Raw genomic sequence first — 20992 nt, forward strand, 5'->3', positions numbered from 1 at the left:
AGGCGGAAGCCTCCGTTTGCCCTCGCGTTATCATTTCATTATCAACCTTTTAGCCACTTAAGTTTACAGCAATGCCCTTCAGGGGGTTAGGGGGTGAGCGAGGAGGAGCATTTGAAGCCAACCAGAGATTCGATATTAGATTATAAGAAATTAAGGCTACTTATTTCAATTTATATCAACTTATTTCCATATATATCCTCGGAATTCTTACCTCTTAAATCTAAAAATCTTACATCTTAGAATCTAATCTTACATCTAAATATCTATTTTAAAAGTACCAATGACGCCGTTGCCGTAATGACCCACAACGAGATGCCCAGAGCAAAGCTTTTGGCACCCGATTGTTTTATCTGACCGATGGTGATGTTGGAGCCGATGAGAAACAGGGCGACCACCATGCCGCGACGGCCCAGCCAGTAGAAGTGGGCGTAACTTTTTTGCAGTTCGGGGAAAATATTGGCAAAAAGAATGGCCCCCACGAAAAACAGTATGAACCAGGGGAAGTTGATGGCCCCTTTGCCGCTTTTGTTTACCAGGGCGATAACTATTGACAGCGGTATAATCCATAATGCCCGGATGAGCTTGACGGTGGTGGCTATCTGTAACGCTTTTTCGCCATAGGCTGCGCCGGCCCCCACCACCGAACTGGTGTCGTGGATGGCAATGGCTGCCCAGTTGCCGAAGGTTTCCTGGCTTAAGCCAAGCGTATGACCAATGGCCGGGAAGATAAACAGCGCCACCGCATTCAGGACAAAGACCACCATCAATGCAAACGAGTTTTGATAATTTTCGCTTTTCAGTATGGGTGCTACCGCCGCTATGGCACTGCCGCCGCAAATAGCCGTGCCGGTGGATATCAGTAGCGATATGTTTTTTTCCACCCGAAAGAGTTTGCCAAGAAATATTCCTGTCATCATAACCCCGGTTACCGAGATTATCGTTTCCACAAACCCGCTTTTGGAGGCGGTGATTACCTCTTCCAGGCTCATCCCAAAGCCCATCAGCACTATAGACCATTGCAGAATGCGGGAGGTGTATTGGTGGATGTTGCGGTGCCGCATCCCCAGCAGCGAAAAGAGGAGTCCGGCAAACAACGCTATGGCCGGCGATATAAACGGAAGAAAGCAACACCCTATAACGATTGCATATAGCCGCTCGTGGTTTCCAAAGAATTCTTTTCCCTTATTCCTGACACTAATAATTGCATTTGCGATAATCATATCTCTGTTTTTTGCCGGCCAAAATTACCGGTACGCTATGACCAAAGCAAATACAAAATAGTTGGGTATGATAACTAAAAGTTATAGTCTGCTAGGAAATTTTCGAACAATTCCACCTGCCGGCTCTTGTGTCCCTGCTTACAGGCAATGCGAAACCGGCGATGGATGGAAAAGCCTTTGACCTTTAGCTGTACATGGGTTTTCAGATACAGTTCGGTTGTTACGGCTTTTTCCGAAACGATGGCCAAACCATCAAAGTCGAGCAGGAAATTCTTTATCGATTCGGTACTGCCCAGGTGAATGAGGGTGTTGAGCGTTCCGATTTCTATACCATGCCGCGAGAGTGCTTCGCGAATTACTTCCAGTGTCCCGGAACCTTGCTCGCGCAATACAATGGGTATTTGCCTGAACTCATCTAATGTCAGCTGCTTCCGTTTGGCATAGACGCTGTTGGCGCCGGTGACCACCACCAGCTCGTCGTCCAGAAAATTTTTATAGCTGATGCCGGCCTGCGAGGTGTGATTTTCTACCAGTGCCATATCAATCTGATTTTCCAACAGTAGTTTTTCCATCTCAAAGGAGTTGCCATTCATCAGGATTAATTCGATTTGCGGGTAGCGTTTATGAAACGACGCAATGGCCCGCGGTATCACATATTGCGATATGGTTGAGCTGGCCCCAAGCTTAAAGGTCCCCGAGATATGGTGGTTCAATTGTCCGATTTCGAAATCGAGTTCCCGGTATTTGCGGGCAATCTCTTTAAAACGGTTGTACACCTTTTCGCCGGCAGGCGTCAGATAGACCTTGTTGCCTTTCCGTTCGAACAGATTGGTGTTGTACCGGTTTTCCATCTCGCGGATGTGTTTGGTCACCGCCGGCTGACTGATGTTTAGCTCTTCGGCTGCTTTGGAAAAGTTCAGATTTTCGGCAACGGCTATAAATACGGTGTCGCGGTAGTCCATGTCACTCTGTTGATGATGATACTGATTGGCTGATGTACCCCATTCAGCGGCCCGGGCAAACTAATGCCGGCCACGTTATTTCGCATTGGTATCATTCTTTTTTGGGATGGAAATATACGGGTTTTGGCGCAGGTTGATGCATGTTACTCTTTAATGATTTGCCTGGTTACCGTAGTGCCGTCAATCAATAGCTTAAGAAAATAAGTTCCCCGGGGCAACGGTTCAATATTTAATTCAGTTGTGTTGCAGGCGGATAACAAACACTCACCCTTTGCGTTGAATAATTGGATTTCAATATCCCGGTATGGGCTGTCAATGTTTATGTTCACTTGTCCTTTGGTGGGATTGGGAAAGATAGAAACATTGGCGTTTGGCACAATAGCATCATCCTTTATTGCCGAAGGCGTACAAGTGTCGGAATCTGAAAAATGGGTGTCGGCCCAGGCATTAAAATCTTCCATCAGGGAGTCGCAGGTGTGGTGCTGAAACTCATAAGGCCAGGGTTCAATATAGCGGATGTTTAAATCCTTAGCCTGCGAAAAAACAGAACCATAATAATTGTCTTGAAATTTCTCAGGTTTATCCGAACGACTGATCACCTGCGCATATTTATCCCCCGCAAAATTACGGATATAGTCGAGCAGTGCCGATTGGTAAGATGTTTTCCCCGAGAGCCACCACATGGCTAAACCAACTCTCTTACACAGACCGGCATCATCCAGCAAATCATTCATGATGATGGCCGGAACAATGGTGTCGCGGTTTATTTCATGCACTTCGAAAACTATCGGCTTGTCGGGAAAGGCACTGGCAAAGGCGTAAGTGGTGTTTTTGGCAGCACTAATCCATTTTTCATCGGTGTAACCATCGTCAACAAATTGGTTCATATCCACGCCGTTAAGATGTCCTTCAACCCCATTAACTGTCATTTGGGTGACATATACATGCGACAGCATGGTATCCATGGCATATTGGTTTCCCAGCTGTGTGATGAGTTCTGTCAACTTTTCATAACAGGTGGTATCCCACCATAATGGCAACCGCCACTCTTGTTCCTGATAGGTGAAATCGTGATACGCCACATTAAGCTGGTCTATTAACCAACCGGGGCTTCCGAAGGCACCACCCGCAATGGCCAGGGCATATTTTAACCCCGCCGCTTTTACGGTCTTTATCCTGGCATCCAACTCGGTGAAGTTATAACTACCCGGCGTGGGTTCCAGGTTCGACCACTTTTCCATGAGCAAAACACCTCTGGCCTCAGGGTGAGAAAGAACATCGGGGTGCGTGCCGTTGGTGCCCGCAAAACAACCCCGCGGTTTCTCAATGGTCTGTCCGAAAAGCATTACGGGCAGAAAAAATAAAAGCAGAATAATTCGTTGGGTCTTCATTTTTTTTATCAATTGAGATGAATGAGATGACTGTTGCTCCGAAGATATGGATTTTTGACTTTAAGGAAAAAAATAGCCCTTTCTTGTAAGTAAGTTGCAGACCTTTATGCTTTGCCCAAAGACCTTTATGCGGAGCACGGAGACCTTTATGCAGACTTTTTTGTTCTGTTTTGGTGGTGTTTAAAGTGTTATATGGTTATTGTGATAATCCATATTTCGGGAATAATGTGGCTGAATTAAATTTTTATTGCCTTTATTGAATAAATCAATGGTATTTTATCTTCCAGCCCTTTGATTTTGAATTTTCTGTCGTCAACCTCTGTCATGTTCTTAAAACAATTGTAGGGCGAATAATTAAATTCTTTAAAATCAGTAAGTTTTAATCCGGCTTTTAGAAGGGAATCGATGACCTTACTCAATCCGTGATTCCAGCCCACCGATTTTTCTTTTACCGGAGCATCCGGGTCGGCGTAGGTTCCTTCCGTTTCTTCAATTATTGGGCCTGAATCCAGATAATTATACGCTATGTTTTTAAAATCATCGCTGAACATCCAAACTATGGGGTGGAATTCAACCATGATAAATTCGCCGTGGGGTTTTAGAAAATGATGAATGATTTGCGCCCATTTGGTCATATCCGGCAACCAACCAACAACCCCGTAGGAGGTGTATACCATATCAAATTTTTCATTAAGTATCCCGGGAAGTTGGTATATGTCTGATTGGATGAATCGGGCATTGGCATTTAATTGTTCATTGAGTTGACGGGCTTTTTCTATGGCTTTGTCTGAAAAATCAACCCCAGTGACAAGGGCACCGCGCCTGGATAGCGATAGCGTGTCCTGACCAAAGTGACATTGTAAGTGTAATATGGTTTTTTCTTTAATGTCGCCCAACAATTGTATCTCTACCGGATTGAGTGAGTCTTTACCCCGGATAAAGCCCTCTACGTCATAAAATTCGGAATGGTAATGAATCTCCGTTTTTTTGTTCCAGAGCTTTTTGTTGATTTCTATATAGTTTAAGGCCATTTTGTTGAATTTCTTTGTTAGTAAGATTTCTTCCACCCGTTGATTGGTTTCGGTCGGAAGTTCTGTTTCCCTTGATGTCTATTAAGCTGGTTCGTGAGCCCGGGGAGTTAGGCTTTTCTGACAATGCTAAAGTAGAATTTTTTTTTCGAAACCAATTTCTAAAAGGTTTTCAGGGAGTTTTTAGGATCTGCCCAAGGCGGTTGTGGCCCCAAGGCGCTTATAACGGTTCAAAATGTGCCATAATATCCCTGTTTCATGTCTTCTTTAAACGCAGAGACGCTAAGGCGCAGAGGAAAATTAGATATGTGATGTCTCTGCACCTCAAACGTCACACTCTATCCTTAACTTTCTTTAGAAAAGATCATTTCTGACTCTATTGCTTTGGAATGAGTTGTAACTTGCGGATTAAATCATAAACCGAATTGTCTCACTAATCATTCTTAATTCATAGCATCATTCTACTAATTATAATACCTACTTTGGATGAATAAAATTACATTTTGATGCTGCTGTTTTTATTTCATTTATTGTTAATTCAAGCGGTATTACAATACCTTTTTTTGCATAATTATCAATTTCTTGGTCTGAGAATTCTTTGAAATCTTCATATCTTGAATTCCTATTTTGTTTCCAGTAAAAAGGGTCATCATTAGTTAATAATGGTCGTATTTTATTATATGGAAATTCTTTGGGTAATTCTTTCGGGCGATCTTCCTGCAAATCCCAATATTTCGCAGCAAATTTTTTATTAACATTCCAAGGAGACATGAATATATAGACAATATTATCCTCAGGAATTCCTGCTGCCTCAGATAATTTTTTAATTCTTTTTTCCATATTACCACCTTTCTCATGCATTCGTCTGTCCCACCCAATGGTTGTTTTTATTTCTAAGATGAATATGTTTTTGTTTTTATACTTAATTAGGATGTCCGGTTGCAATTTTCCAATTTTTTCTTCAATAATGACTTCAAAGTCTGATCCTAAAGATCGGGAAATATAAAATGCGACTATATCTTGAAACAAATCTGAAATAGCCATGTTTCTCCTTCTTTTAAACTTTACTTTATATTTCCATTGAGCTACTTTAATTTTAAATATTTGCTTGTAAATAGATTTAGAAATTTCATTTTTTGATGAATTCAAATCATCTATGTTTTCAACATTTAAAAAAGAATCTAAAAATTTGGCATAGCTATTACCAATTTCAATTTGACTCATAACTTAAAAGATTTAAATAGTTGTTTTTTGTTTATTTTGTGTGTTATGTAAAATGTGCCAATTTAATGAATGTAACCTGTAGACTTTCCCTTTATAGGACAGCTCTAAAATAGACATTTTTCTTTTTTTGAAACCAAAATTCCAAATGCATATTCAGTGAGCAAGTTGGTTCTATCAAGTTCGTTTGAGGCCTCAAATGAGAGTGTAAATTAAACTCTGTCCATAAACTAATAAATCTTTATATTGCAGTTTATGGCAGACAAGAAAAAAGAAACACCCGAGTATCGCGCCCTGCGCGACTTGGCTTTAGAACAATTACGTAGTGGAAAATTACTTTCAGGCGAAGGAGGCGTTTTTGCGCCCATCATAAAGGAATTTCTGGAAAGCGCTCTTCCCGCAGAAATGGAAAATCATTTGTCGGAAGAAGAACGTTCTTTCGGTAACAAGCTAGGAAAGGAAAGTAATCAAAACAAAAGGAGCATTTACCAGCGATATGGCACTTCTGAAGTTAATTTATTTGACCACTGAAAATATTGAAAAGAAATGGACCCAATTTCTTCAAAACTGGGCAATAACGCTACAGCAATTGTGTATTCAATTTGAAGGGCGTTTAAACCTTAAGGTGTGACATCCAAAACCTTAATCGCAAAGACAGGCCGTCTTCAGAACCTGTCAAGGGTATATAAACGACTTCGTGCCTCAGCCGCATTTGACAGAACCATTTTATTCACTGAACATGCATTTGGAATTTTGGTTTCAAAAAAAGAAAATGTCAATTTTAGAGCTGTCCTATATAGGGTAAGGTTGCAGAAAGAGCAGCGCCACCGGCTACTATATGTCGCCACATGTTACTAAAAAACACTTGATTAATGAATTTTAGATTTAATACTGACACCTGGTTTGTTTTCAGCATTTTATTTATATCTGCATTAGCTTTATGCATCCTCTTATACATCGTGGTTCCTTTTTATATAAGAAGGAAACAAGTTGCCAGGATCAAATCCAGGCAAGAAAAAAAGATTTTAAAATACAATCAGTTAGAAAGAAAAAATGACGAACTTAAATTATCAATTTTAGAGGACAATATTAAAAAACTAAAGACAGATATAACTGATTATCTATATCAATTAACACAATCTGGTTCAAACAGTCCTAATCTTATCCCCTTTTATTCCAATTTTGAAAAAATTTATCCAAATTTTAGTCAGTCTCTGAAAAAAATATGTCCGGAGATATCTTCAAATGAAATAAAGTTGTGTGCTCTGATAAGGTTAAATTTAAGTTCAAAGGAAATAGGGCAATTGTTAAATATAACACAAGGTAGCGTGAATAAAGCGAGATATCGGCTCAGGAAAAAGTTAGGACTCACCTCTGATGATGATCTTTTTACAACGCTTTTAAATATTAAATAGTCATAATAATAGGCTTGTCCATCGTTTGTCTATTCCATTTTATTTGAATCTAAGCATTTGAGGTCGATATTTGTGCAAAAAAATAATTATGAGACTTTTTGAAATCATTTTACTACTTATTAGCACAGTTTTTCCTTTTTATATTTCAACCAGAGGCTATCGTTTCAACAAAAAGTTTCCATTAATAATTATTGGAGGCTTAATTGTTCTGCATTTTATTTTTGAGGGCTATAGATGGCAAATGATACCAGGCTACTTAATGACTCTAATTTTAGTTTGGTGTCTTTATAAAGAGCTTTTATTTTTTAAGGGAGGTTGGATTAAAAAAACAATTAGAGGATTAACATTTTTCATAATATTGATACTTGCCTGGGGTTTGCCCTATGTTCTGCCGGTTTTTAGTTTGCCAACACCTACCGGGAAATATAAAATAGGTTCAGATTATATTCATTTAAAAACCGACAGAGAGGAGAAAATCACAGAAAATAGTGATGATAAAAGAGAACTGATGATTAAAGTGTGGTATCCCGCAGAAGTCAAAAATGAAGAGAAAGAACCCTATTTAAATGATGGCGAAAGAATTGGTTTTGCTGAAAAATATGGCTTACCAAAATCAACTTTCAATTATTTAGATTATGTTGAAACCCACACATACAAATCGCCTGAAGTAGCTAACGGAAAATTCCCTGTTTTAATTTTTTCCCACGGTTATTATTCCATAGCTTCCGGTTATTATGCTATTATAGAAGAACTTGTAAGTCACGGTTATATTGTAATGAATATTAATCATACCTACGAAAGTACAGGAACATTGTTTCCGGACGGTACTATTCAACTCTACCATAAAGAATATGATGAAAAACATGTCAGTACTCAACAAATGGGAGAATTGGCGTGGAAAAGCCGGCAAGACTTTAACAATGCTAAAACTGAAGAAGAAAAACTTCTAATATCAAATCATATTTTGAAAAACTATATTGCTGCAGAAATAACAAAACGGTGGTCAAAGGATATTTCTTCGGTAATTAATGAATTGGATACCTGGAATAAAGCATCATTTTTGGCAAATCATATAGATACAAATAAAATTGGTGTTTGCGGACATTCTCAGGGCGGTTCGGCGATAGGTCAATCAATTCTGGAAAATAACAGAATTGTTGCAGGTGTTAGTTTAGATGGCGTTCAATGGGGTGATATGATAGATTCGACCCTCACAAAACCCTTTCTCATTATTTCTTCAGACTGGAAATACCCACATCCAAATTTTAATACCTATGCATTTAGAAATGGTAGTTCCATTGCTTTTTATGATGCTAAAATAAAAAATAGCGGTCACGCTAGTTTTATGGATATTCCATTAATGGTTCATTTACAATTTATAAACGAATCAGGAACGATAAATCCATACAAAGCCTTTAGGTTAACTACCGATGCATTATTGCAGTTTTTCGACATGTATTTATTGGGCCATCCAACCAATTTAACAGACTTGAAAACTAAATATGGTGAATTTGAAATTATTCAAAAAGAATAATTCAACCCAACACAATATTTAGGAGTATGAGCCGCTACAACTTGTTTAATAGGATGGGCCCTAACCTGTTTTAATACCTCAAAATTCAGTGAGGTTTAATCAGACATGTGTTTTCGGGGATGAGGTTGAACGCTTTCAGTTCGTAATCGCTCCCATTTCTGAGATACATAGATGTTGTGGAGGGTCAGATTTTATGGCTACTGCTAATTCCGTATTCAATTGCTTTATCAATCCCGATTGTTGGGGGATAATGCTTTTATGCTAAGGTCCCCGGGGTTTATGCTAAGGTCTCCGGGGTTTATGCTAAGGTCTCCGGGGTTTATGTTAAGGTCACCGGGGTTTATGTTAAGGTCACCGGGGTTTATGCTAAGGTTTCCGGGGTTTATGCTAAGGTCACCAGGGTTTATGCTAAGGTCACCGGGGTTTATGCTAAGGTTTCCGGGGTTTATGTTAAGGTCTCCGACGTTTATGCTAAGGTCTCCGACGTTTATGATTAGGTTAAAGAGGTTTATGATTAAGTCTAAGACCTTTATGCAGATTTAAAAGTCCGAAATTATTGGGGTGGTAATCAATCTGTGTCAACTTTGTATAATTTTGTTGGGGTTAAAAGAATTGTACCATGAAAATAGACCATATAGCCATCTGGACACGAGACCTTGATAAGGTTAGAGATTTTTATGTCAGGTATTTTGGTGCCCTGTGCAGTGGCAAATATGTGAATCCGCAAAAGAAATTCTCATCCTATTTCTTGTCGTTCGAAGGAGAGACTACCCGAATAGAGTTGATGCATAATCCCGATATCGGGGAGGGGGAGAGGAATGGTGCCTTTGCGCCGGGGTTGACTCATCTTGCCATCTCGGTAGGTAGCCGTCAGAATGTTGACCGTCTCACAGGGCAGCTGCGAACCGATGGTTATCGGGTTTTGGGTGAGCCACGAGTTACCGGTGACGGATATTACGAGAGTGTGGTAGAAGATTGCGAAGGGAACCGGCTTGAAATTACCGAATAGTTCAAGGATAGGAGGTTGCTTTATTGTTTATGCGCTATCCGGTTGACTCGGAAAAGTTTCCTTCTTTTTTTGGGTGAGGGACGTTTCTTTTCTGTTGGAATCGTTGTTCAGGTGGTGCTTTCGGCTCCAATCGTCATTCTCAGTTGATTCCATTGATGGGTTGTAATGACATTCAACTCATTTTTTTTGCCGTTTCGTTGAAAAAATCTTCCAATTTGTGAATTCCGTATTGAGGGGATTGCATATCCATGGCCATGGTTGTCAGGAAAAATTCAATGGGCCCGTAAGTTTTTGGCCCGGTAAAAGTACGAACAGACCACAATGCGAATTTTCTTAGCCAATCGGGTAAATGGATTATTTTTATGGGTTTTCCCATGGCCTTCAGAGCCAATGCGGCTATGTCATTTTGAGACAGTAAATCGGGCCCTCCAATGTTTATCTCCTTTTTGTCCTGCTCCATGGCATCAACAATCACTTCAGCCAGATCTTTCCCATGAATTGGGTTCAGCTTTAATTCTCCGTTTCCGAAAAGATAAACTTTTCCGCCTTTGGCCATATTAAGAAAATCGCTCATATCCGAGAAAAATCCGTTGGGACGGACGATGCAGTGATCCAATCCGGAAGATTTTAGCGTATCGACCAACATTTCTTTTGCCGCACAAATTTTTAGGTGTCTGAGTTTTTCTCCGTTTAACACCGAGATGTAGATAAACTTTTTAACACCGCATTTTTTCGCCTCCTCCAACAAATTGGCATTGGCCCGGTAATCCACATCCATATAGGTCAGACCATCTTTTTGTCTGGTAATCCCTACGGTACTGATCACGATATCCACCCCGTTGCAAATACCTGCCAATGTTTCGGGCTGAGTTACTTGTGCTTCAACAATTTCAAGGTTCGGAGCATTCAGGTTTACTTTCTCTTTTTTGCGGACGACGATTGTTGTTTCGTAGTCTCTTTTAATCAGTTCCTGTGTTATGAATTGTCCTAAATATCCGGTTGCGCCGGCTACTAAAATCTTCATTGTCGTATTGTTTATCATATCCGAATGTTGGGCCGGAAGCCAGAGGTCAGAGGCTCGAGGCCGGACATTTGATTTGTGTGTCAATTTATTATCAGTTTTATATGATTGGATGTGAGGTTGGTGAATTTAAGTTGCTATCATAGAGTGGCAAATGGTTTCACTGTTTAATTCATTAAAAAAAGACCGAGTTATCTAAACCCGGCCTTCTTTATCATACTATTCACTATCTTCTTAAACTATCTCCTTTTCCCTTTTCCGGCTTTTTGCATCTGTGCTTGTTGTTTTTGCATGGCTTCCAGTCGGGCTTGGAATTTAGATTTCTTCACCGGTTTTTTCTGATTGGCTTTCAGTTTGGCCATGATGGCCTCTTCGTCGACAAACTGGCGAATCAGGATGGTTTGTCCGATGGTGATCAGCGTTGAGATGAAATAATAGTAGCTGAGACCGGCGGCATAACTGTTAAAGAAGAAAAGGAACATCACCGGCATCATGTACATCATACCTTTCATTCCCGGCATTTGAGCCGACGATTGGGTCATCTCCTGATTAATGCGGGTATAGATGATGTTGGTGATGGCCATCAGCAGTGTAAACAGACTGACGTGATTGCCATAAAAGGGAATGTTGAAGGGCAGATTAAAGATACTGTCGTAGGTGGACAGATCGGAAGCCCAAAGGAAACTCTCCTGCCGCAATTCGATGGAGGCGGGGAAGAAGCGGAACATGGCAATCAATATGGGCATTTGGAGCAGCATGGGCAGACATCCACCCATGGGGTTTACTCCGGCTTTACGGTACAGCGCCATGGTTGCCTGCTGACGTTCCAGCGCTTTTTCCTTGGGAATGCGTTCGTTGATCTCTTCAATTTGTGGTTTCAGCACCCTCATCTTGGCCGTTGACATATAGGACTTATAGGTGAGCGGGAACAAAATCAATTTGATGAGAATGGTCAATATAAGTATGATAATACCATAGTTTCCGATGAAACCTTCAAGGAAGTTGAACACCGGAATAACCGCATATCGATTGATCCAGCCGAATATTCCCCACCCCAGCGGTAACAGTTGATGCAGGTCCAGATCTTTGAAGGAGCGAAGGGTGTAAAAGTGATTGGGGCCGAAGTAGAACTGCATCTCTACGGATGGGTTGTCCTCGAACCGGAAGGGGATGGCCAGTTCGGCTTGATTTTTCCGGAGCAACGGGCCGGCCGCATCTTCGTTGGTTTGAGTTTCAACCACGCCGCTGCCAAAAGTCTTATTGGCAATCAGGACAGAACTAAAAAACTGATCCTTAAAAGCGACCCATTTCAGAGGGGTACGAAGATCTTCGCTTTTATCTCCTTTCCCGGAAATGTCGTCAACCTCGTCCTGATAATATTTGAAATAGATCCCTGAATATTGTTGTTCAAATTGTCTTCCTTTCTCCTGAGCGGGCATGTTTTGAACCCATTCTAAATCGAGGGTGTTGCGCGGGGTGGCAAAGCTGTTGCCCAGATTTTGTGTTTCCAGAGAGTGATGGACCATAAAGCCATCCTCCGTGAGAGAATAATTCATGGCCAGTTTTTCACCATCGGGACCGCTTATTTCAAACGATATGGCATTATTTTGAATGTTGACTGCATCAAAGAAGAGGTCGTTGGTGTTATATATGCGGGTGTTGTAGGTAAAGGTAAAGCCGTAGCGGTTATCATCACCGCTGAAGAGAACCAGTGGACTCCCGTTGAAGGTTTTATAATCTTTTAATTGAACGGAATAAATGCGCCCTCCCAGATTGGAAAATTCCACTTTGATTTTTTCGTTTTCCAGAGTATAGAACTTTTGTTCTCCATCCAGATAGGGAGCAAGGATCCCGGCAGCTCTCATCAGGGAACTGTCATCACGGATGGGTTTTTGGATCCTTTGGGCAGCCTCAGCAACGTTATGGATGCTGTCGTTATTCATAACAGCCTGCTCTGCCTTAAGTTGTTCGATGCGGTTCAGAGAGTCGAGTTGTCGTTTTCTGGCTGCTATTTCTTCTTCCGAGGGTTTGTTGACCCAATAAAATAAAAGGAGTATAGCGGTAATTAGAAATAACCCGGTTATTGAATTTTTGTCCATAAAGTCTTGCGGTTTTTGCTTAAAAAAACAAGTTTTAAGTGTTAAATGCGTTGGCCGGCTTCAAATATGAGAAAATCTCACGAACTGCTGAAATATTAGCCTTTATTTTTCATCGGCCTGGCTAATGGCTGCTTTGACAAAAGCCAAAAACATGGGATGAGGGTTCAGCACCGTACTACTGTATTCGGGGTGGAATTGAACGCCAACAAACCATTTGTGCGAAGGTATTTCCACGATTTCTACCAGTCCTGTTTCGGGATTGGTACCGGCACTGATCATCCCTGCAGCCTCGAATTGTTCCAGAAATTCATTGTTAAACTCGTAACGGTGGCGATGCCGTTCGTGCACCAGCTCTTTTTGATAGGCTTTGTGCGAGTTGGTATTTTTCTTCAGCTGACATTCATAAGCGCCCAGACGCATGGTACCTCCCATGTCGGTAACATTTTTCTGATCTTCCATCAGGTCGATGACCGGATTGGGAGTGCTGTGATCCATCTCCGTTGAGTTGGCTTTCTTGAGTTTCAGAACGTCGCGTGCAAATTCAATAACAGCGCACTGCATACCCAGACAAATACCAAAGAAGGGAATGTTTTTCTCGCGGGCGTATTTAACCGCGGCCAATTTGCCTTCTATTCCTCGGTGTCCGAATCCCGGAGCCACCAGAATGCCATGAATATCTTTGAGTTTGTTTTCTATATTCTCCGGTGTCAGTTTTTCGGAGTGGATGAGTCGGATATCTACTTTATGATCGTTATAGGTGCCCGCGTGATGAAGTGATTCAATGATGGATTTGTAGGCATCCGGCAATTCAACATATTTACCCACCAAGGCAATGCGAATGCCTTTTTTAGCGTTTTTGAGTTTCTCCAGAAAGGCTTTCCATTCTTTAAGTTCAGGTTTTCCTTCGATGGGAAGCTTAAGTTTTTCGAGGACGGTTTCATCCAGTCCTTCTTCCTGCATTTTTACCGGCACTTCATAGATGGAAGAGACGTCGATGGATTGGATGACCGAACGGATATCCACATTACAAAAGAGCGCCACTTTTTTGCGTACGTCGGTGGTCAGCTCTTTTTCAGTACGTAGAACCAACACATCAGGTTGAACGCCGATTTCGAGCAGTGCTTTAACGGAGTGCTGGGTGGGTTTGGTTTTGAGCTCCCCACTGGCGGCCAAATAAGGAACCAGCGTCAGGTGAATGACGATGGCTCGATGTCCCAGTTCCCATTTAAGCTGACGAACCGCCTCGATGTAGGGGAGGGATTCAATGTCGCCAACGGTTCCGCCAATTTCGGTGATGACCACATCAAATTTGTGTTTGGTCCCCAGAAGTTTGATGTTGCGTTTTATCTCATCGGTGATGTGGGGGATAATCTGAACGGTTTTTCCCAGATAATCTCCTTTTCGCTCCTTGTTAATGACGTTCTGATATATACGCCCTGTTGTTACATTGTTGGCCTGTGATGTGGGAACATTCAGAAAGCGTTCATAATGCCCCAGGTCAAGATCGGTTTCGGCACCATCTTCCGTCACATAACATTCGCCATGTTCGTAGGGATTGAGCGTTCCGGGATCCACATTCAAATAGGGATCCAGTTTCTGAATGGTAACATGATAACCACGGGCTTGCAATAATTTTGCCAGCGATGCTGAGATAATTCCTTTTCCCAATGAAGATGCTACACCGCCGGTGACAAAAACATAACGTGTTTCGGGCACTTTTTTCAATATTTAAAGATTCAACGAATGGGCTTTTTTTGAAAAATATTAAGCCACAAAGTTAGCAAAAAGTACCCGGAATATGACTTCATAATAAATAAAATGAAAGAAGAGGGCGGGCGTTATTCTTCCCTATCCCTCATTTTCCAACTCTTCTATGAGGTCGAGTTTTTTGTTTAGAAGGGTAATGTTCCGTTTTCCGCTTTCAATTTTATTCCTGAATTCCCGAACTAATGCTTCAGAATTTTTCGACTTGGCAAAAAATCCAATGTTATTTTCCCAAAGCACAATGTCATTTTCGAGCTGTTTCAGTTTGCTGATAATTTTATTTCGCTCCTGAATGATTCGGCTTTCAAATTGTTGTTCCATTTTCCACTGTTCCAGTTTGTTCTTGAACTTCTGGAGCGTTTTGTGCGATTCATCCATGTTCAGATGGTCGAAGCGGAAATTGATCAGGCTTCGAAATTCCTTATAGATCCGGTCTTTTTCTTTAATGGGTACAAACCCGATTTCGGACCAGCGGCGTTGAAAATCCTGGAGTGTTTTGAAGGTCTCATCATTATCCTCGCCGGGTTCGAACTGTTTAAGTTCTTCGATGAGTGCCTCTTTCAATTTTAAGTTTTGTTCTTGTTCTACGTCTTTATTCTTGAAGAATTCGGATTTACGGTTGAAGAAATGATCGCAGGCGCTGCGGAATTTTTTCCAAAGGGCATCCGAATGTTTGCGAGGCACCGGACCTATCTCTTTCCAGCGTTTTTGGATGCGGATGTATTCCTGAGTGGTATTTCTCCAGTCGGTGCTTTCCTTTAGGTTTTCGGCCTGTTCTATCAGTTCGTTTTTGAGTTGCATGTTTTGCAATTGTTCTTCTTTATGGCGCTTAAAGAAGTCTCTTTTCATCTCAAAAAACTGGTCACAGGCTTTTCTGAATCTGAGGTAAATGTCCTGATTTTCTTTTTTGGGGGCAAAGCCGATGGTTTTCCAGACTTGCTGAATTTCAATGATGGCTTTGCTGTTTTTGTCCCATTCGGAATAGTTTTTTAGATCCAGTTCCAGAATGGCTTCAACTTTTTCGCAAAGTTCTTTCTTGGCCTCCAGGTTTTTCAATTGTTGCTCTTTCAGCTCCTCGTAATATTCCTGGTGTTTTTGATTGATTTTAACCGTTGCGGCACGGAAGCGTTCCCAGAGTTCGTCCTTATTCTCCTTTGGCACGGGACCTATTTCCCGCCATAGGTCATGATATTTTTGAAGCGTTTTAAAAGCTTTGAGAATCGATGGGTCGAGAAGCAATTGCTCTGCCTTTTCGCATAGGTCGAGTTTGGCTTCATAGTTTTTCTTAAGGTCGAGGTCTCTAAGCTCTTTGTTGATTTTGATGTAGTTGTAGAAATTTTCCACATGCAGGTGATAGTTTTCCCACATGTCGTGTACCTCTTTTTGCGGCACGGGACCGATTTCATGCCATCTTTTTTGGAGGGCACGGAATTCGTCGAAGGTGTGATGAAGCGACTCCTGGCGATTGACCAGTTCTTTAATTCCTTCAATCACTTCGTATTTGGCTGCCAGGTTTCGTTTTTTCTCTTCTTCGATGCGGGCTCTCTCTTCTTCTCTCTTTTTGCGGTATGTCTGGATGGCTTCCTGCATAGCATCCGAGAGGTCGTCGTGGGGTGGCGTAAATGCTTCGGCAGGCTCTCCGGAGGCCACGAACTTTTCTTTTAATTTGGATAGTTCAGCCGCACTTTTATTTTCAAATTCTTTTCGGATATTTTCCAGATGTTCTTTTATGACAGAGGCAGGATACTCGTTCAGTAGTTGGTGGTACCGTTTCAGGAGATCTTCCCGCGACAGAGAAGTGTAATCTTCATCCGGAGGTATATTTTGTTCTTTTTTATCTTGTTCCGAAGCTTCGGTTTTTGGTTCTGCTGCTTCTTCGACCGGTTGAGATGCTGTGGTTTCCGACGACTCATTTGTGTTGTCGTTCTGCTCTGCAACGGTTTCCTCAGCGCCTTGTTCCTTTTCGGATTTTGGCGCATCGCCTTCTGTGCCACCAATGGCCAATTCATTCTCGTTGGGTTGCGATTGTGCGGCGGTTGCTTCCACGCCTTTTGCTCCGGCAGGTTGATCCTCTTCAGGAGTGGGTTCACTCTGAGCAATATCAGCAGCTTCAGACTTTTGTGTCTCTTCAGCGTTCTTTTCCTCCGGATTAGATGATTCTACGACCCGATTTTCAGCGTTTTCCTGTTGACTCTCTTCAGGTTTTTCTACGTTGCGATCCGGTGTAGAATGGTTGGCTTGGCTTTGCGTATTTTCAGTTGCTTTTTCTGAATTCAAATTCATCTCTTTGTCAGATGATTTGTTTAGATCGTTGGCTAACATCTTTCTCGTTTTTTTAAGAGGCGATTAAGCCGATAGGTGCTTATCACTTACTTATATTTAAACTACGAAACTATACAATAAACTATAATCATCAAACAATTTTTCATCAAAATGTAATTAAAAAGAAGTTTTCTTTCATTTTAATTCAATTGATTCGTCTTTTGTGGGTTGATTTTCTGTCCTTTTATTTGATATGAAACGGATGTGTATTCTGCTTGTTCAGATAGGGTAAGGCATCTGGCCTAATTTTATATCTTTGCAAAAAAAAATCTCATGCGGATTGATATACTCACGCTGTTTCCGGGTATGTTTCAGGGGCCTTTTACAGAGTCCATAATAAAGCGAGCCATAGGAAAGGGGGAGGTAGAAATACATTTACACGATATTCGGGATTATTCTGAGGATAAGCACAAACGGGTGGATGATTACCCCTTTGGCGGGGGAGCAGGAATGGTGATGCAGATAGGACCTATCGCACGGGTAATCGACAAATTGAAGTCGGAGCGGGAATATGACCATATTATTTATATGAGTCCGGATGGTCAACGCTTTGATCAAAAAGAAGCCAACCGCCTCTCGTTGAGTGAGAACATTATTCTGCTGTGTGGCCACTATAAAGGGGTCGATCAACGCGTCCGGGATCATTATATTACCCATGAAATTTCGATAGGAGACTATGTGTTGAGCGGTGGTGAACTGGCTGCCGCCGTGGTGGTGGATGCCATTGTGAGATTGTTGCCGGGTGTGATAGGAGATGAAACATCGGCCCTTACCGACTCATTTCAGGATAATCTTTTGGCGCCACCGGTCTATACCCGTCCTTCTGACTACAATGGCTGGAAAGTGCCTGACGTGTTGCTTTCGGGCAATGACAAGCTGATTGATGAATGGCGCGAGCAACAAGCCCTGGAACGGACACGACAGCTTCGTCCCGACCTGTTGGATGAATAGCAAAGCCTCATCTTTTTAACCCTTCAGACACAATTCCTTGTAAATACAATAGCTACAATTCTTTTCATGCGGTGTTTGCCGGAAGGGAAGCTGCTGGTCGAATAGTTCATCCAGCAGAATTCCCAATGTTTCAACCATTTTTTCTTTTACCAATCCAAGGTTGATCACTTCTTTTTTTCCGCGTGAGATTTGAAGATAGAGCTGGGTGTCGGTGTCGGTAAATAGTTTTCGCATCCATACTACAGCAGGTTGTATCAGGTCGGGACTCTGATGGGTCTGTTCTTCCACCATGAGCGAATAAAGCAGGGTTTGAAAAATCGCTTTATTTTCGGAATGTTTAGACGTGTCAAAGAGATACTCTATGGCATTGACGCGGTTGATTCCTTTTCCGGTTTTGTAGTCCACGACTTTCAGAATGTTGTCTTTTTCTTCCAGTCTGTCAATGTTGCCCCCTATGTTTACCGATCGCCCTTTGGGCGTTTGAAAAACCATTCTCATGGAATGTTCGAGCCCTTTGATGACAAACGGCGCTTTTTTTAATTCATTTTCGAAAAATCCTGTCAGGTAGCGCATCAATACTTCGAACACCAGACTGTTTTTTCCTTGCAAGTCGGAAAAGAGGCTGTTCTTCTGTTTAATGAAGGGAACATTGAGCGCAAAAATATCCTTCAGTGTATTTCTTATGTGTTCAGGTTTGGCGATTTGTCGGAGAATTTCGGTCGAAATGATTTGTCCCATATAGGGTTTATACAATGCTTCTACGGTTTGGTGAAATAAATTACCAAAGATACGAGGGTCTAAATCCTCAGATATGTCCTCGGGCTCTTTTGCCTCCGCCAGATATTTATAGTAGAACCGTAATGGACATTCAATGTAAGTGCTTAAGGCGCTTGGGGAAAGCGCACGTGGGTTGGGTTGAAGATAAGCCGCGAGCCGGGCCATAACGTGCTCGTTTTTTTCGGCATGAATTTCGGGTAATGCTTTGGTGCCTAGGGTCCGGACATAGTTGCGGGTGATAACTTTTCCATGGTATTCATAGTAGAGCTGATGGAGAAAACGACTCATTTCTCCGGCCTGTTTGTTGGCATCGGAAGCCGACCAGATGAGGATTACATTTTTAGCCCGATGAATCAGACGATAAAAATAGTAGGCAAAGATCGAATCCTGGTTGTCGATGGTCGGCAGCCCAAAACCTTTTCGCAGGTTATAGGGAATAGCAGAATTGGGCGGTGCGGCGTGGGGGAAAATACCTTCATTCATGCTGGTGATTACGAGGTTGTCGAAATCGAGGACCCTGGTTTCCAGTATTCCCATTATTTGGAGCCCGTTGAGGGGTTCACCTTTAAACGGGACGGTCTGAAAATCGGCCAGCTTACGGAAGAGTCTGTACCATGTATCGGTAGAGATGGGCTCTTCCAGTTTGGATAGTATTTCGCCCAGGCGCTTTATGGTCAGATAGAGGTGGTAGACAAATTCCTGTTCGAAATCGGTGTCTGGTCTGTTTTGGAGATTTTTATATACTATTTCGAGGATTTCCTTAAAATATTGTGTCAGAGCTTGTGGTGTCTCAACTTTTTCCAGGATTTTATCGATGAAGTCATTTTGCGGTATTTGCCCTCTTTCAATAAAGACCTTATTGGCTTTGATGAGTTCATTGATCAAGTCTCGTCCCCAGCTTCCCAACAAAGGGAAAATATATTGATGTCGTAGAAGGGCCAGCAGGTGTCGGTGGTAAAACCAGGTTTTCCCTTCCTTGGTGGTGCGGGTGGTGTGCTGCAAGGTCATAAGGGTATTAATGAGGCTGTAGGCCGGAGTGTTTTTCAATGGATATCCGAGAGTGACATTGATGGAATTCCATTGATCGGGAATGGCATGGATGACCGGCAGCATGAGGGATTCGTCGGGCAGTACCACCGCCGTTTTAACCAGGTTGTTTGGGTTGTCTGTTTCCGTTGTTTTGGGAATCTCCTTAAGAAACTGAGCCGCAATTTGTGTTTGTTCCAGGTCGTTGGCTGCCTGGGCAATGGTAATGGTCTCGGGTCCGCCGGAGTAGGGGCCCTGCCAATCATCTGGCATGGGGTAATCCAGCAGATTGAGTTTGATAAATCTGGCTGCTTCGTGATCCCCAATAGAGGGGTATTTTTCGTCGTTGGCACCGGGATTGTTGAGAATCCATTGTGGATAATCCCAGAAGAAGGCTGCAATTCCTTTGGTTTTTAAATAGTTGAGTAGTAGTTTTTCACAATTGTTCAAGGCATTCAGCCCGGCAAATACCACATGGGGGTAGGGCACTTCCTCGATGGTTTTATCGTTGATTTTTCTGGCTACGGCTCTGTAGAGTTTCCCCTCGTAGGTTTCATTGTCATGGTCGAGTCTTTCGTTAAAATGCCAGTAAAGTTCAGGCATCTTTTCCCAAAGCTCGAGGAAGGATTTCTGCAGTTGAGACAGTCGTTTCGGGTCAAACGTGTTCCAAAATGAACGGATGGCCTCTATCTGATCAGGGTCGAGGTGACTGAAATCGTCATCCAGAGCTTTTTGATCTGCCAGGTTTCTGAATACCTGATCCGGATCTGCCAAATACTTGTCTATATCGTCGAAGTCGGAGAGACACATGTCACCCCATGGAATGAAATCATCGATGGAAATTTTGGGGTCAATGATTTCTTTATAAGAGTTGTATAATTTGAATATGAGGCTGATGTTATCGGCAATAGGGCGTTTGTCGAACCGGGTGAAAAAATCATTAATGGTGAGAATCTCCGGAGCGAATAAGGGTTGATCACTTATCTCCATCAGATATTGACGGAAAAAAACCCCTGCTCTGCGGCTGGGAAAAACAAAACAAAAATCTGATATATCTGTTGAATACTTTTGAAGATAGTATTGAGCCAAACGTTCCAGAAAAAATTGCATATTGAATGATATTTTACTGTATTATCTTTATCAAAGAATGCGTATGTTAACACACCCTTTACAAAAGCTGAGAAAATTGACCGAAATCCATTCAGAACCATCCGGATAGGATGCTGCCATTAATGGTAAAAGTTGTCCTCAA

14 protein-coding genes and 1 pseudogene are annotated in these 20992 nt (G+C 42.0%); 5 read left to right on the forward strand and 10 right to left on the reverse strand.

From position 1 onward, the window contains the following. Nucleotides 1-263 precede the first annotated feature (263 nt). From ACT29H_RS16000 to ACT29H_RS16020, 5 genes are all read right to left on the reverse strand, one after another. Nucleotides 264-1220, reverse strand: coding sequence for a YeiH family protein (locus ACT29H_RS16000; RefSeq protein WP_444822663.1), 957 nt, complete (start codon nt 1218-1220; stop codon nt 264-266). 74 nt (nt 1221-1294) lie between these two features. Continuing rightward, nucleotides 1295-2182, reverse strand: a complete 888-nt coding sequence (locus ACT29H_RS16005) for a LysR family transcriptional regulator (RefSeq protein WP_444822664.1) — start codon at nt 2180-2182, stop codon at nt 1295-1297. A gap of 143 nt (nt 2183-2325) precedes the next feature. Continuing rightward, a complete protein-coding gene (locus tag ACT29H_RS16010) occupies nt 2326-3573 on the reverse strand; it encodes a T9SS type A sorting domain-containing protein (RefSeq protein WP_444822665.1) in 1248 nt (415 codons plus the stop codon). A 236-nt stretch (nt 3574-3809) separates the two neighbouring features. Continuing rightward, nucleotides 3810-4604: a class I SAM-dependent methyltransferase gene (locus ACT29H_RS16015; RefSeq protein ID WP_444822666.1), complete on the reverse strand. Its 795-nt coding sequence runs from the start codon at nt 4602-4604 to the stop codon at nt 3810-3812. A 474-nt stretch (nt 4605-5078) separates the two neighbouring features. After that, entirely contained in the window at nt 5079-5825 is a 747-nt protein-coding gene (locus tag ACT29H_RS16020) for a hypothetical protein (RefSeq protein ID WP_444822667.1), read from the reverse strand. Between the two features lie 252 nt (nt 5826-6077). Here ACT29H_RS16020 and ACT29H_RS16025 point away from each other — a divergent pair. The 4 genes and pseudogenes from ACT29H_RS16025 to ACT29H_RS16040 form a co-directional block, all read left to right on the forward strand. Next, a pseudogene (locus ACT29H_RS16025) lies at nt 6078-6305 on the forward strand (IS256 family transposase); the annotation flags it as partial. A 389-nt stretch (nt 6306-6694) separates the two neighbouring features. After that, the gene (locus ACT29H_RS16030) at nt 6695-7237 is read left to right on the forward strand and encodes a hypothetical protein (RefSeq protein WP_444822668.1); all 543 of its coding nucleotides are present in this window, start codon (nt 6695-6697) and stop codon (nt 7235-7237) included. 88 nt (nt 7238-7325) lie between these two features. Further along, nucleotides 7326-8771: an alpha/beta hydrolase family protein gene (locus ACT29H_RS16035; protein WP_444822669.1), complete on the forward strand. Its 1446-nt coding sequence runs from the start codon at nt 7326-7328 to the stop codon at nt 8769-8771. 619 nt (nt 8772-9390) lie between these two features. After that, a complete protein-coding gene (locus ACT29H_RS16040) occupies nt 9391-9780 on the forward strand; it encodes a VOC family protein (protein WP_444822670.1) in 390 nt (129 codons plus the stop codon). 172 nt (nt 9781-9952) lie between these two features. Here the strand turns inward: ACT29H_RS16040 and ACT29H_RS16045 are convergent, their stop codons facing one another. From ACT29H_RS16045 to ACT29H_RS16060, 4 genes are all read right to left on the reverse strand, one after another. After that, nucleotides 9953-10804 carry an SDR family oxidoreductase gene (locus tag ACT29H_RS16045; RefSeq protein WP_444822671.1) on the reverse strand — a complete coding sequence of 284 codons (852 nt, stop codon included), beginning with the start codon at nt 10802-10804 and terminating at the stop codon, nt 9953-9955. Nucleotides 10805-11040: 236 nt separating this feature from the next. Continuing rightward, complete coding sequence (gene yidC / locus ACT29H_RS16050) at nt 11041-12900, reverse strand: membrane protein insertase YidC (RefSeq protein WP_444822672.1); 1860 nt, start codon at nt 12898-12900, stop codon at nt 11041-11043. A gap of 102 nt (nt 12901-13002) precedes the next feature. Then, a complete protein-coding gene (locus ACT29H_RS16055; RefSeq protein WP_444822673.1) occupies nt 13003-14616 on the reverse strand; it encodes a CTP synthase in 1614 nt (537 codons plus the stop codon). Between the two features lie 132 nt (nt 14617-14748). Next, on the reverse strand, nt 14749-16986 hold the full coding sequence (locus tag ACT29H_RS16060) for a DUF349 domain-containing protein (protein ID WP_444822674.1): 2238 nt from the start codon (nt 16984-16986) through the stop codon (nt 14749-14751). 273 nt (nt 16987-17259) lie between these two features. Here ACT29H_RS16060 and trmD point away from each other — a divergent pair, with 273 nt between their 5' ends. Then, nucleotides 17260-17937, forward strand: coding sequence for a tRNA (guanosine(37)-N1)-methyltransferase TrmD (gene trmD / locus ACT29H_RS16065; RefSeq protein WP_444822675.1), 678 nt, complete (start codon nt 17260-17262; stop codon nt 17935-17937). A gap of 15 nt (nt 17938-17952) precedes the next feature. Here trmD and ACT29H_RS16070 read toward each other — a convergent pair whose 3' ends face one another. Next, nucleotides 17953-20850, reverse strand: a complete 2898-nt coding sequence (locus tag ACT29H_RS16070) for a PD-(D/E)XK nuclease family protein (RefSeq protein WP_444822676.1) — start codon at nt 20848-20850, stop codon at nt 17953-17955. Nucleotides 20851-20992: the final 142 nt, after the last annotated feature.

The organism is Thermophagus sp. OGC60D27 (genome assembly GCF_052400625.1).
GTDB lineage: Bacteria > Bacteroidota > Bacteroidia > Bacteroidales > Marinilabiliaceae > Thermophagus.